Genomic DNA, 12,416 nt, shown 5'->3' on the forward strand with positions numbered 1-12,416 from the left:
GACAATTCTGATGCGGCGACCTGACGCTGAGCCAGGCCGCCGCCATCGATTACAGGCTCTTGGCGTTGGAAGCAAGGTAATCGGCGACGCCCTGAGCGTCGGCCTTCATGCCTTTCTGGCCCGGACGCCAGCCTGCCGGGCAGACTTCGCCGTGCTCTTCGGTGAACTGCAGCGCTTCGACCAGACGCACCATGTCGTCCACGTCACGACCCAGCGGCAGGTTGTTCACCACCTGGTGCTGGACAACGCCAGCCTTGTCGATCAGGAACGATGCGCGCAGTGCAACGCCGTCGTCGTGTTCGATGCCATAGGCGCGAGTGATCTCGTGTTTCACGTCGGCCACCATGGTGAACTCGACCTCGCCAATGCCGCCTTTTTCTACCGGAGTGCTGCGCCACGCGAAGTGGGTGAATTGCGAATCGATGGAAACGCCAACCACTTCAACACCCAGCTCGCGGAATTTGGCGATGCGGTTGTTGTGGGCAATGATTTCCGAGGGGCAGACAAAGGTGAAATCCAGAGGCCAGAAGAACAAGACCACGTACTTGCCGCGCAGGGAGGACAGTTTGAAGCTGTCGACGATGGAACCATCACCCAATACTGCTGCTGCGTCGAAATCCGGGGCTGACTTGTTTACCAGTACGCTCATTGATAACTCCATGAAAATTGTAAGGACAGGTCCTGAAATTGGTGACAAGCCTATCGGGGTGGCAGAGAGTAAGGAAATATCGTTTCACAATCCACCTTATAGGCCGCTTCTATACAACCCAGAGGCCATTCTGATCCTGTGTCTGTGGCGATGTTCAGATTATCCCTCTCAAAGGCGACGGATCGACCACAAGCCGGATCAGCCCTGCCAGACCGGCTTCAAGCCTCCTCTTTCAAGGCCATCGCAAAGCCGGTAAGGTCACGCCTTTCAAGCTTTCGGAGGCTGCCATGCCTGCTCCTGCCCTTACCGGCCCGCAATACCTCAAGGAAGGCCTGAAACTGGTCCTGAGCCCTGGACTGCGCCTGTTCGTCCTGCTGCCGTTGAGCATCAATCTGGTGCTGTTCTGCGGCGTGATCTATCTGGCGATACATCAGTTCGAACTCTGGGTCGACGCGTTCATGCCCACGCTTCCCCACTGGCTGAGCTTTCTCACCTACATCCTCTGGCCGCTGTTCGTCGCGCTGGTGCTGCTGATGGTGTTCTTCACCTTCACCATGGTCGCCAACATCATTGCTGCGCCGTTCAACGGCTTTCTGTCAGAGAAGGTCGAAGCCGTGGTGCGCGGCGTGGATGATTCCCCGGACTTCAGCTGGGCCGAACTGGTTGCCTTGGTACCCCGCACCCTTGCCCGCGAGGCACGCAAACTGGGCTACATGCTGCCGCGCATGCTCGGGCTGTTCATCCTTTCATTCATACCCGTGGCCAACATCATCGCCGCCCCGCTGTGGCTGCTGTTCGGCGTGTGGATGATGGCCATCCAGTACATCGACTACCCGGCCGACAACCACAAGCTGGGCTGGAACGAGATGCTTGCCTGGCTCAAGTCCAAACGCTGGCAGAGCCTGAGTTTCGGCGGCATCGTGTATGTGGCGCTGCTGATTCCGGTGGTCAACATTCTGATGATGCCGGCAGCAGTGGCCGGGGCGACATTGTTCTGGGTGCGTGAGCGCGGGGCTGATGCCTTGCCGAGCCGGGTTACCGGTGCCTGATGAACAGGGACATGCTGCCGGAAGCCCCGCTTCCGGCAGCCCTGTAAAAAATCACTGCGTGTAATTATCTACAACTCGCGCAATGCAAAAGGCATGTCTAATAGGGTTTCAATCAACCTGTTCATGCAAGGCTGCAACGCAGCCACATGAAGACACATGAACTTGACAAGGAAGTTAGATCATGACGACGCAACACAACCCAAATGTACTCGCCAAACAAGGCAATGCCGAAGATATCAAAGCGCAGATCCGGGAGTTTCTGGTCGGCCAACTGTCCGAGTGGGGCATCGATCCGGACGAAGCGTTCATCAATGGCATGGGCACCAGTGTCGGAGAAAGGATGGTCATCTTTTCCCGCTCCATCAGCGAAGACGCGTGGCACCGCGTTTATGAAAACGATGAAGTTGAGTACGCCGACGGGCCGGATAGCGGACTGTTCAGCGTTCAGTATTCATTTGCCGACGAACACCGCATTGCCGAGCCAAGCCTGGACAAGGTGGCTGAACTGATCAATCAACTGGTGGCCGACTTCGGCTGATACGTGCCTGAGACCACTGTCCGGGCTACACTCCGGACAGTGGCCTTATAGAGATAACAGGACATCAGTGATCTTCGGCTCTTCAGTAAATCCGGCAATCAGAACAATCTTACAGCTCACTGTACAAACTCTTACACCCACTCACCCTTACATATAGAACTGCGGCAAACTTTTACCCGAAGCGGAAAAAGTCTGCCTCCCGCCGACACTTGCTACGTGTAGGCATCGTATGTAGGACGATAATAGTTAACTCAATCTTTCCTGCCTCGTTCTTGTAGGACCTTAAAGAAACTCCAAAACTGGCATTCGACTTGCTCTGCATCCTGAACCACACGGAGGGCAATGCCATGGAAACTCAAACACTATCGGCCGCATCACAAAGCGGCAAAACACGTCAATCTGCGGGAATGGAAAAAGCTGCGCCATCTCGACCAGGCCAGTTTTCTCAGATATTGAAGCGTGCGGAGTCATCCAGACAGGAACGCTCGATAACGCCTGCCTCCGCGACGCTGAGTCGCCCGGTTCAACCGCGCTCCTCGTTCTTTATGCAGAACATGAGTATTGAGCAGCGCAGGTCTGCAGTTGAAGAGAAGGGCTTTTCGGCAAGGCCTGCGGCGATGGAGAGAGTCTCTGCGTCCATGGCGGTTCAGGCTGGAAGGTCAAAGGAGGCAGGAGCAGAACACAGTCATCCCCCAGGACTTGCACTGGGAAGTACGCTACACAAGCCCTACGCGTCGGGCCATGAGTTTGAAACGAACGGAGCAGCTCAGAAGAATCGGGTAAAAGAGGCAATCAATGACTCCGCGGAACTTAAAGTGCTTATTCACGATTTTATGCACAGAACAATGAACCTCGAACTGCTTGACCTCTCGGACTACCCTGTCATTCGATACTACTCTACAGGCGAGCCTGTAACGAGAGAATCAAAGGCGTATTTTTCAGACATGCTACACTCGGTCAGAGAAAAACGAAATCAGCTGTATGAGACAGAAGTCTTAAAGGGAACATCCGACTTGGAACTGCTAAAAAAGCTAATAGATTTCAGCGACGGCCTGCCTGATCGTTTTAAAAAGATGACCAACTGGTAAACCGCGCCCCGCCCGAGCGCATCAGGGCGGGGCTAAAAGACTACCAACTCACCGTGACAGTACCTAAATGCCCAGCGACGGGTGTACGTCCAGCGGCCCCGATCCTGAGCTTAAACGAAAGGAGCTGGGCTGCAAATCGTCCATTAAAACTGACCGTCGAACCTCGCCTCTGACGAGAGATGTCCACACACGGACTGGGAACCTGACACAGATAAACCTCCAGCCCTTGAGGCCAGCCCGTCACATTCCAGTTCCAGCTTACATTTTTAATCACCGCACCCGGTGGCACACCTCTGCCAACGGGCAAATCAGCCTTGTATAAATAATCTTTCGAATGTATCACAGGCAACCTGACCGACGACTGATAGCTGCCCGCGACAGTCGTTCCTGAAAAAACGCAGAGTGCCAATGCAATTCCTGCGGCCGAGCGAGTACGCTTCAATTTTTTGAAGTCAAATTTCATTTATTCAATCCTTGAGTAATTTCCCTAACAGCCGAACGGACACTGCCGAACCACTGCGTAGCGGTAGACGGATATAAAAATCCGATAACCAGACGTTACTCAAAAAATGAACAAATAAGAGTTTAAATAAATACCACAACGAACTTAACGAAAAAACTCACCTTTTCTTAAGACGAAGATTAACGTCATGTAGTCCCTGCAACAGACTTGGCTTGAACATGGCATCTGAAACCACAACCTGACACACCCCCGCCCCGAAGCACCCGATCACAAATCCATCACAAACCCGCCACATAACCGACATGTCTACGGTCGAAACTCTTCCTATGAGCCAATCCCTGCATGTCACGCTTATCACTGAAACCTTCAGCCCCGAGATCAATGGCGTTGCCAACACCCTGGGGCGGCTGTGCGACGGCTTGCGCTTGCGCGGGCACCGGGTCGAGCTGATCCGTCCCCGCCAGAGCGAGGACGCTGTATCGAGCGCAGCCGATGATCTGATGCTGTGCCGGGGCTGGCCGATTCCGGGCTATCCGGGATTGCAGTGGGGGCAGTCTTCGATGCACAAGTTGTTGCGCCGCTGGCAGCGCAAACGGCCGGATGTGCTGTATATCGCCACCGAGGGGCCGCTGGGGCTTTCCGCGTTACGTGCTGCCAGACGTCTCGGAATTGCGGTGGTGAGCGGCTTCCACACCAACTTCCCTCAATACACACAGCAATACGGCATGGGTTTTATCACTCGCCTGATCACCCATTACCTGCGCTGGTTCCACAATCGTTCGCGGATCACGTTGGTGCCCAGCGTCAGCCAGAAAGTGGAGCTGGAGCGGCGCGGTTTCGAGCGCATCGAGTTGCTGTCGCGGGGCGTGGACAGTCAACTGTTTCACCCTTCACGGCGTTCACAGTCCTTGCGCGAAAGCTGGGGTCTGGGGGCGAATGACACGGGGGTAATTCATGTCGGCAGGCTCGCACCAGAGAAGAATCTGGGGCTGCTCAAGGCCAGTTTCGAGACGCTGAAGGCGAGTTACCCGCAACGCAACCTCAAGCTGATCATTGTCGGCGACGGGCCTCAGCGAGCCTGGCTGGAACAACAGATTCCAGAGGCAATCCTCTGCGGCACGCAACGGGGCGAGGCGCTGGCGACGCACTATGCGTCAGGCGACATGTTTCTGTTTCCCAGCCTGACTGAAACCTTTGGCAACGTGGTGCTGGAAGCATTGGCGTCCGGTCTGGGCGTGGTTGCCTACGATGAAGCGGCCGCCGGGCAGCATATTCGTCACGGCCACAATGGCGCGCTGGCCATGCCAGGCGATGAAGCGGCGTTCATAGACGCCGCGCACTGGCTGCTGGAAGACAGCGAAACCCTGCGCCGCGTGCGCCTGAATGCCAGGCAGCACGCAAGTCGTCAGGGCTGGGCGGCAATCATCGATCAGTTCGAACGGCAGTTGCTGGACGTCTCCACGCCCCGGGAAAGCGTGACTGAAGTCGAGGTCGCAAAGGTTGCTCGTCAGACCATCAGACCAACGTCGTCAGTGCCTCTCGACTGAACGGCAGAATGTCCTGCTCACGCCCTTCGCGCACCTTGACTGCCCAATCGGGATCGACCAGTAGCGCACGACCTACGGCGACCAGATCGAACTCATCGTTGCCCAGCCGCTGCAAGAGATTTTCCAGGCTGGCCGGCTGAGCCACCTTGTCGGTGTTGACCATGAATTGCAGGAACTCGCCGTCCAGGCCAACGCTGCCGACGGTAATGGTCGGTTTGCCGGTCAGTTTGCGCGTCCAGCCTGCCAGGTTCAGATCGGAGCCTTCGAATTCCGCTTCCCAGAACCGACGTGTCGAGCAGTGAAAGATATCCACACCGGCGTCCGACAGCGGCTGCAGGAACTCACCCAGCGCCTGCGGAGTTTGCACCAGACGTGCGGTGTAATCCTGCTGCTTCCACTGTGAGAAACGGAAGATGATCGGGTAATCCGGTCCGACCGCAGCGCGTACGACCTGAATCAGCTCGATGGCAAAGCGCGAACGGTTGGCGAGGCTACCACCGTATTCGTCGGTGCGCTGGTTGCTGCCCTCCCAGAAAAACTGGTCGATCAGATAGCCGTGAGCACCGTGGATCTCCACGCCATCCATCCCGATGGCCTTGGCATCCGCTGCTGCCTGCGCGAACGCAGCCACCACTTCATCAATGTCCTGCTTGCTCATGCCGTGGACCAGCACTTGCCCGTCCTTGACCTTTTCCATCGGCCCGTAGGCAGGCACGCTGCCGTCCGGCTCGGTGCCGAGGCGACGTACCGCGCCGACATGCCAGAGCTGCGGGGCGATCTTGCCACCTTCGGCGTGCACGGCATCAACCACTTTCTTCCAGCCCGCCAGCGGCGCTTCACCGAAGAACTGCGGGACGTTGGGATAGCCATTGGAAGCCTTGTGGTTCACCGTCGTGCCTTCGGTGATGATCAGACCGACGCCTGCGGCTGCCCGACGCCGGTAATATTCGACGACCTTCGAGTTCGGCACATGGCCGGGCGAGAACGAGCGCGTCATAGGCGCCATGACCACACGTGACGATAATTCCAGGCTGCCCAGATGAAAGGGTTTGAACAAGGCTTTTACCGGCATGCGCGGGTCTCCGACGAGAGTTGAGGGATAGCGATTCGGCGAAGAATGCCGGATCAGAGGCGCAGCATAGGGCTGACCGGGAGCGCAGGCCCAGTACTATTGATTTGACTGATTTGAGTACAGAAGCGGTAAAAACATGGGGTGGCCAAAGAGTCGGAGGCCACCCGGAAGGTTGATCAGTTCAGACCCAACGCTTTTTCGATTGCCAGAATGACGGCAGGATCATCAGGCGCTGTACGCGGCGAGAAGCGTGCGATGACTTCGCCGCTCTTTCGAACGAGAAACTTTTCAAAATTCCAAGTGATATCACCGGGAAACTCGGCACCCTCACCCGCCAGCAGGCGATAGAGCGGATGACGATGCGGACCGTTGACCTCAAGCTTTTCGCCCAGAGGAAAGGTCACGCCATAATTGAGCTCGCAGAACTCGGCAATTTCCTGTTCGGTGCCCGGCTCCTGGCCCGCAAACTGGTTGCAGGGCAGTCCCAGAATCATCAGGCCCTTGTCCTTGTATTGCTGGTACAGGTTCTCGAGCGCTGCATACTGCGGTGTGAGACCGCACTTCGAAGCGACATTGACAACCAGAACCGCCTTGTCCTTGAACGGAGCCAGTGACAGCTCCTGACCATCCAGCGCTTTCAGCTTGATGTCGTGAAAAGCACTCATGAAGAACCCCCTTGAAACCCGAGCCTTGCGCCAGAACCCGAAAAGGCGCAATGACCGTACGCGAAACGAAAGTCGTCATCGCAGAACGGCCAGAGCGCCTTTGTCAGTGATCTGAGCTTAGCAGCACAAATCAGTGATGATGGCCGCCTTCGCCATGAACGTGGCCATGAGCTATTTCTTCTTGGCTGGCATCACGAATGTCCACGACTTTCACTTTGAAGTTCAGACGCTGACCGGCGAGCGGGTGGTTGCCGTCGACAGTGACGTCGTCGCCGTCCAGATCGCGAATGGTCACGATCTGCATGCCGCCGTCAGGGCCGGAAGCATGAAACTGCATGCCGACCTGAAGCTCGTCAACGCCTTCGAACATGCTGCGGCTCAGGGTGCTGACCAGTTCGGCGGAGTATTCGCCGTAGGCTTCTTCCGGCTCGATGGCGACATCCAGCTCGTCACCGACATCTTTACCTTCAAGGGCCTTTTCGAGGCCCGGAATGATGTTGCCAGCACCTTGCAGGTAAACCAGCGGCGCGCCACCGGTGGAGCTGTCGATGACCTCACCAGCGTCGTTGGTCAGGGTATAGTCAATGGAGACAGCCTTATTGGCGGCGATCGGCATGGGGACAAGACCTTTGCTTAAGATTGAAGAACGAGCAAGTTTAACCAAGCCATCGCCCGAAAGCGAACGCAACTCTGACAGACGGGCCCAATTGGAAAAGTCAACGGTCATCGATTTCCGGCAGGACGAAGAAGGACACTGGGTTGCGATGCTGTCCTGCGGCCACACGCAGCATCTTCGTCACCAGCCGCCGTGGCAATCGCGGGCATGGGTGCTGGACCCCGCTCAACGCCAACAGAAAATAGGTCAGGGCTTTCACTGCGGCTGGTGTGCGAAAGCTGCGGATAACGATAGTCTTGGCAAAGAGGATCCGCATTAGACGGTTCCCGGTCTTTTTACGGTTGTCGGCTGTTCACCTTCGCCACTGCCCTTGCACTGCTCAATCGAGAAGCCAGTATGCAGACGTTCTTCATCGCCCCCACGGATTTTGGCGTGGGGTTGACCTCCATCAGCCTCGGGCTGGTGCGCACTCTGGAGCGCGCCGGCCTGAAAGTCGGTTTTTTCAAGCCGATCGCCCAGCCGCATCCCGGCGATCTGGGCCCGGAACGCTCGACCGAACTGATGGCCCGCACCCACGGCCTCAAACCGCCCAAACCGCTTGCTCTGGCGCACGTCGAACGCATGCTGGGCGACGGGCAGCTGGACGAGCTGCTTGAAGAAATTATCAATCTTTACCAGCAGGCAGCCGTCGGCAAGGATGTGCTGGTAGTCGAAGGCATGGTGCCGACACGCAGCGCCAGCTATGCCGCGCGGGTCAACCTGCACTTGGCCAAGAGCCTGGATGCCGAGGTGATTCTGGTGTCCGCGCCGGAAAACGAGGTGCTGACCGAGCTGTCCGGACGGGTCGAATTACAGGCTCAGTTGTTCGGCGGCCCCAAGGACCCGAAGGTGCTTGGCGTCATTCTCAACAAAGTGCGCACCGACGAAAGCATGGAAGTCTTCGCCGCTCGTCTGAAGGAGCACTCACCACTGCTGCGCAATGGCGATTTCCGTCTGCTGGGCTGTATTCCCTATCAGGCCGAACTCAACGCGCCGCGTACCCGTGACGTCGCCGAATTGCTGGGCGCTCAGGTGCTCAACGCAGGCGATTACGATCAGCGTCGCATGTCGCGGATCATTATCTGCGCGCGAACCGTGCTCAATACCGTGCCTCTGCTCAAGCCAGGCGTGCTGGTGGTGACGCCGGGCGACCGCGACGACATCATTCTCGCCGTAAGCCTGGCCGCCATGAATGGCGTGCCGCTGGCGGGTCTGTTGCTGACCAGCGATACCGTACCTGACCCGCGCATCATGGAATTGTGCCGCGGCGCGTTGCAGGCAGGACTGCCGGTTCTGTCAGTGAGCACCGGCTCCTACGACACTGCCAATCGCCTCAATCAATTGAACAAGGAAATCCCCATTGATGACCGCGAGCGTGCGGAAATCATCACGGATTTCGTCGCCAGCCATCTGGACGCCAAGTGGCTGCATCAGCGCTGTGGTACGCCACGCGAATTGCGCCTGTCGCCTGCCGTGTTCCGTTATCAGTTGATCCAGCGTGCGCAGGCCGCCAACAAGCGCATCGTGCTGCCGGAAGGCAACGAGCCGCTGACCATTCAGGCGGCCGCGATCTGTCAGGCCCGCGGCATTGCGCGCTGCGTACTGCTGGCCAAGCCTGAGGAGGTGCAAGCGGTTGCACAGGCCCACGGCATCGAGCTGCCACCGGGGCTGGAAATTCTCGACCCGGACCTGATTCGCGAGCGCTACGTTGCGCCGATGGTGGACCTGCGCAGAAGCAAAAGCCTGAACGCGCCCATGGCCGAGCAGCAACTTGAAGATCCCGTGGTGATCGGCACGGTCATGCTGGCGCTGGATGAGGTCGACGGGCTGGTGTCAGGCGTCGTTCACTCCACTGCAAACACTATTCGCCCTGCCCTGCAACTGATCAAGACCGCGCCGGGCTGCACGCTGGTGTCGTCAGTATTCTTCATGCTGTTTCCCGAGCAGGTGCTGGTCTATGGCGACTGCATCATGAACCCGCACCCGAGCGCCAGCGAACTGGCCGAGATTGCCTTGCAAAGCGCCGACTCCGCCATCGCGTTCGGCATCTCGCCCCGCGTGGCGATGATCAGCTATTCGAGCGGCAATTCGGCCAGCGGCGAAGAGGTCGAGAAAGTCCGCGAAGCTACGCAACTGGCCCGCGAAACCAAGCGTGATCTATTGATCGACGGACCGCTGCAGTATGATGCCGCCGCCAACGAGCACGTCGCACGGCAACTGGCGCCTGACAGCCCGGTCGCGGGACGCGCCAATGTGTTTGTGTTCCCGGATCTGAACACCGGCAACACCACGTACAAGGCTGTGCAGCGCAGTGCCGACTGCGTGAGTCTCGGGCCGATGCTGCAAGGCCTGCGCAAGCCGGTCAACGATCTGCCTCGTGGCGCTCAGGTCGACGACATCGTCTACACCATTGCGTTGACTGCCATTCAGGCCGATACACTGGCGTCATAAACACACAGGTGCCGCAGGCAAATCTGCGGCATCCCACTTTTCTGCGGAGCTTTATCCTTCATGGATTTCCTGCCTGCCCCATTGCGCGGCGTCCTCGCCTCGCTGCTGTTGGCGCTGAACACCGTCGTCTGCTGCACGGTGCTGTTCGTGGTCACGATCTTCAAGATCTGCCTGCCCTTCTCTGCCGCCCAGCGCCTCACCGATTGGATGATGAGCCACATTCAGGAAACCTGGATCGGCAATAACAATGCGTGGATCAGACTGCTGTGCAACACCCGCTGGCACCTGACCGGCCTCGAAGGGCTGGACTACAAGCACTCGTATCTGGTGACCAGCAACCATCAGAGCTGGGTCGACATCATGGTGCTGCAGTACGTGCTGAACCGCCGTATCCGACCGTTGAAGTTCTTTCTCAAGCAGGAACTGATCTGGGTGCCGGTGATTGGTCTGGCATGGTGGGCGTTGGGCTTTCCGTTCATGAAGCGCTATTCCAAGGCGTACCTGGCCAAGCATCCCGAGAAAAAGGGCAAGGACCTGGAAACCACCCGTCGCACGTGCGCGAAGTTTCGTCACAACCCGGTGGGTATCTTCAACTTCGCAGAAGGCACGCGCTTCACGCCGGGCAAGTATGCCGAGCAGAACTCGCCGTTCCGCCATTTGCTGAAACCCAAGGCGGGCGGCATTGCTTTCGTGCTGGATGCGATGGGCGAGCAGCTTGAGTCGATCATCAACGTGACCATTCACTATCCCGCTGGCCGGCCGGGCTATTGGGACTTGCTGTGCGGCAGAGTGAAAGACGTGGTCGCCCACTTCGAAGAGATCAGAATCCCGCAGCAGTTCGTGGGCAAAAACTACGATCAGGACGGCGAATACCGCCTGGAATTCCAGCAGTGGATCAACGCGCTGTGGGAAGAGAAAGACCAGTTGCTGGAACGGATGCACGAGCAGTATCGCGGTTGATTCATGATCGTACCCATGCTCTGCGCTCATCGCTACACACAAGTCGGCCTCGACACTGATCGTGCCCATCGCTCCGCGTGGGAATGCCTCCCGTGACGCTCCGCGTCACAAATGGCACAGATTGCGGATTCAGTAAGCCGAGCGCATGACGTGGATAACGCTGGAGCTTGGGCTAGCATCTGCGCCACATTCGAGAGCGGACGCGGAGCGTCCTGAGCGGCATTCCCACGCGGAGCGTAGGAACGATCAGCGTGATCTCAAGCACGCCGATCATGCCCATGCTTGTGCTCAGCGTTATACCCGAGTCTTGCTGCGACCACGGACTGTGGGAGGCGGCTTGCCGGCGATGCTTTTTCTGAAGTGATCTATCAGTAACTGAACTGACGCCATCGCCGACAAGCCGCCTCCCACGGGGTATGCATTCAGTCAGTCACTTTCGTTTTGCCCACCGTTTTGCGCGTCTTGCGGACTTGTGTATAACGATGAGCGCGGAGCATGGGCACGATCATCAGTAAGGGAGCTTACTGCTGGTATTGCTGATATTGCTGACCCGGAATCGGCTTGAGGTTGACCTCTACGCGACGGTTCTGGGCGCGGCCGTTGGCGTCGGCGTTGCTCGCGATTGGCTGATCGGGACCGGCACCGCGTACCGACAGGTGAGCCTGATCAACCCCTTGGGAAGTCAGGTAAGTTGCGACGCTCTGTGCGCGCTGCTGGGACAGGTCCATGTTGTGCTGACGGCTGCCGGTGCTGTCGGTGTAGCCGATGATTTCAATGTTGCTCTGGTTGAATTGCTTCAGCGAATTCGCCAGGTTGTTGAGCGGGGAATAGAAGCTGCTGGCAATCGCCGACGAGTCGGTGGCGAAAGTGATGTTGCCCGGCATGATCAACTTGATCTGATCACCCTGACGCTGCACCTCGACACCGGTATTGGCCATGCTCGCACGCAACGCCGCTTCCTGTTTGTCCGCGTAATAGCCGTAGCCTGCGGATGCAGCACCTACCACGGCAGCGCCGATCAATGCACCTTTGCCGCGATGGTTATGGTCGATGGCGGCACCGGCCACCGCACCAGCCAGGGCACCCAGCCCGCCGTATTTGGCAGTCTTGTTCATGCCACCGGAGCTTTGAGCCTGGCCCTGATTGTCATAGGGATTGGACGTCGCACAGCCGGAAAGCATGGCCACAGCGGTGGCTGCAATAATCAAACGACGAGACATGAACATTCAGAAGCTCCTGGGTTGGACGAACGCTAATGACCGATTAGAGCATGGCGCCC

The 12,416-nt window shown here is 57.8% G+C and carries 13 protein-coding genes; 7 read left to right on the forward strand and 6 right to left on the reverse strand.

The window, feature by feature from the left end; genetic code table 11:
• Positions 1-49: 49 nt before the first annotated feature.
• Positions 50-649 (reverse strand): peroxiredoxin, encoded by a 600-nt coding sequence (locus CFBP1590_RS21640; protein ID WP_004885127.1) that lies wholly within the window; start codon positions 647-649, stop codon positions 50-52.
• 287 nt (positions 650-936) lie between these two features.
• On the opposite strand from CFBP1590_RS21640, the gene cysZ reads away from it, so the two are divergent.
• The 3 genes from cysZ (at position 937) to CFBP1590_RS27990 (ending at position 3,324) form a co-directional block, all read left to right on the forward strand.
• The gene (gene cysZ, locus CFBP1590_RS21645; protein ID WP_088235894.1) at positions 937-1,698 is read left to right on the forward strand and encodes a sulfate transporter CysZ; all 762 of its coding nucleotides are present in this window, start codon (positions 937-939) and stop codon (positions 1,696-1,698) included.
• Positions 1,699-1,879: 181 nt separating this feature from the next.
• Positions 1,880-2,236 carry a hypothetical protein gene (locus CFBP1590_RS21650; RefSeq protein WP_043305741.1) on the forward strand — a complete coding sequence of 119 codons (357 nt, stop codon included), beginning with the start codon at positions 1,880-1,882 and terminating at the stop codon, positions 2,234-2,236.
• Positions 2,237-2,583: 347 nt separating this feature from the next.
• Positions 2,584-3,324 (forward strand): hypothetical protein, encoded by a 741-nt coding sequence (locus tag CFBP1590_RS27990; protein ID WP_191625398.1) that lies wholly within the window; start codon positions 2,584-2,586, stop codon positions 3,322-3,324.
• Positions 3,325-3,364: 40 nt separating this feature from the next.
• Here CFBP1590_RS27990 and CFBP1590_RS21660 read toward each other — a convergent pair whose 3' ends face one another.
• Positions 3,365-3,787: a flagellar protein FlhE gene (locus CFBP1590_RS21660; RefSeq protein WP_231500883.1), complete on the reverse strand. Its 423-nt coding sequence runs from the start codon at positions 3,785-3,787 to the stop codon at positions 3,365-3,367.
• A gap of 326 nt (positions 3,788-4,113) precedes the next feature.
• Between CFBP1590_RS21660 and CFBP1590_RS21665 the strand changes: the two genes are divergently transcribed.
• The gene (locus tag CFBP1590_RS21665) at positions 4,114-5,334 is read left to right on the forward strand and encodes a glycosyltransferase family 4 protein (protein ID WP_058432176.1); all 1,221 of its coding nucleotides are present in this window, start codon (positions 4,114-4,116) and stop codon (positions 5,332-5,334) included.
• Here the strand turns inward: CFBP1590_RS21665 and CFBP1590_RS21670 are convergent.
• From CFBP1590_RS21670 to CFBP1590_RS21680, 3 genes are all read right to left on the reverse strand, one after another.
• Positions 5,303-6,406 carry an NADH:flavin oxidoreductase gene (locus CFBP1590_RS21670; RefSeq protein WP_058432175.1) on the reverse strand — a complete coding sequence of 368 codons (1,104 nt, stop codon included), beginning with the start codon at positions 6,404-6,406 and terminating at the stop codon, positions 5,303-5,305. The genes CFBP1590_RS21665 and CFBP1590_RS21670 overlap by 32 nt on opposite strands.
• Positions 6,407-6,582: 176 nt before the next feature.
• Positions 6,583-7,071 (reverse strand): glutathione peroxidase, encoded by a 489-nt coding sequence (locus tag CFBP1590_RS21675; protein WP_029242248.1) that lies wholly within the window; start codon positions 7,069-7,071, stop codon positions 6,583-6,585.
• A gap of 130 nt (positions 7,072-7,201) precedes the next feature.
• Entirely contained in the window at positions 7,202-7,687 is a 486-nt protein-coding gene (locus tag CFBP1590_RS21680) for an FKBP-type peptidyl-prolyl cis-trans isomerase (RefSeq protein WP_029242247.1), read from the reverse strand.
• 13 nt (positions 7,688-7,700) lie between these two features.
• On the opposite strand from CFBP1590_RS21680, the gene CFBP1590_RS27910 reads away from it, so the two are divergent.
• The 3 genes from CFBP1590_RS27910 to yihG all read left to right on the forward strand — a co-directional run bounded on the left by CFBP1590_RS27910 (position 7,701) and on the right by yihG (position 11,137).
• Positions 7,701-8,006 (forward strand): DUF3565 domain-containing protein, encoded by a 306-nt coding sequence (locus tag CFBP1590_RS27910; protein ID WP_122414972.1) that lies wholly within the window; start codon positions 7,701-7,703, stop codon positions 8,004-8,006.
• Positions 8,007-8,083: 77 nt separating this feature from the next.
• Positions 8,084-10,177, forward strand: a complete 2,094-nt coding sequence (gene pta / locus CFBP1590_RS21690; protein WP_058432174.1) for a phosphate acetyltransferase — start codon at positions 8,084-8,086, stop codon at positions 10,175-10,177.
• A 60-nt stretch (positions 10,178-10,237) separates the two neighbouring features.
• Positions 10,238-11,137 carry a 1-acylglycerol-3-phosphate O-acyltransferase, YihG family gene (yihG, locus tag CFBP1590_RS21695; protein WP_088235895.1) on the forward strand — a complete coding sequence of 300 codons (900 nt, stop codon included), beginning with the start codon at positions 10,238-10,240 and terminating at the stop codon, positions 11,135-11,137.
• Between the two features lie 521 nt (positions 11,138-11,658).
• Here the strand turns inward: yihG and CFBP1590_RS21700 are convergent.
• The gene (locus CFBP1590_RS21700) at positions 11,659-12,363 is read right to left on the reverse strand and encodes a YiaD family glycine zipper/OmpA-like lipoprotein (RefSeq protein ID WP_004885138.1); all 705 of its coding nucleotides are present in this window, start codon (positions 12,361-12,363) and stop codon (positions 11,659-11,661) included.
• Positions 12,364-12,416: the final 53 nt, after the last annotated feature.

This window comes from Pseudomonas viridiflava (assembly GCF_900184295.1).
GTDB classification, from domain to species: domain Bacteria; phylum Pseudomonadota; class Gammaproteobacteria; order Pseudomonadales; family Pseudomonadaceae; genus Aquipseudomonas; species Aquipseudomonas viridiflava.

What these genes read in the sequence shown, in the direction of transcription:
- CFBP1590_RS21640 (WP_004885127.1), bottom strand. Translation starts at nt 649, where the DNA reads ATGAGCGTACTGGTAAACAAGTCAGCCCCGGATTTCGACGCAGCAGCA.
- cysZ (WP_088235894.1), top strand. Translation starts at nt 937, where the DNA reads ATGCCTGCTCCTGCCCTTACCGGCCCGCAATACCTCAAGGAAGGCCTG.
- CFBP1590_RS21650 (WP_043305741.1), top strand. Translation starts at nt 1,880, where the DNA reads ATGACGACGCAACACAACCCAAATGTACTCGCCAAACAAGGCAATGCC.
- CFBP1590_RS27990 (WP_191625398.1), top strand. Translation starts at nt 2,584, where the DNA reads ATGGAAACTCAAACACTATCGGCCGCATCACAAAGCGGCAAAACACGT.
- CFBP1590_RS21660 (WP_231500883.1), bottom strand. Translation starts at nt 3,787, where the DNA reads ATGAAATTTGACTTCAAAAAATTGAAGCGTACTCGCTCGGCCGCAGGA.
- CFBP1590_RS21665 (WP_058432176.1), top strand. Translation starts at nt 4,114, where the DNA reads ATGAGCCAATCCCTGCATGTCACGCTTATCACTGAAACCTTCAGCCCC.
- CFBP1590_RS21670 (WP_058432175.1), bottom strand. Translation starts at nt 6,406, where the DNA reads ATGCCGGTAAAAGCCTTGTTCAAACCCTTTCATCTGGGCAGCCTGGAA.
- CFBP1590_RS21675 (WP_029242248.1), bottom strand. Translation starts at nt 7,071, where the DNA reads ATGAGTGCTTTTCACGACATCAAGCTGAAAGCGCTGGATGGTCAGGAG.
- CFBP1590_RS21680 (WP_029242247.1), bottom strand. Translation starts at nt 7,687, where the DNA reads ATGCCGATCGCCGCCAATAAGGCTGTCTCCATTGACTATACCCTGACC.
- pta (WP_058432174.1), top strand. Translation starts at nt 8,084, where the DNA reads ATGCAGACGTTCTTCATCGCCCCCACGGATTTTGGCGTGGGGTTGACC.
- yihG (WP_088235895.1), top strand. Translation starts at nt 10,238, where the DNA reads ATGGATTTCCTGCCTGCCCCATTGCGCGGCGTCCTCGCCTCGCTGCTG.
- CFBP1590_RS21700 (WP_004885138.1), bottom strand. Translation starts at nt 12,363, where the DNA reads ATGTTCATGTCTCGTCGTTTGATTATTGCAGCCACCGCTGTGGCCATG.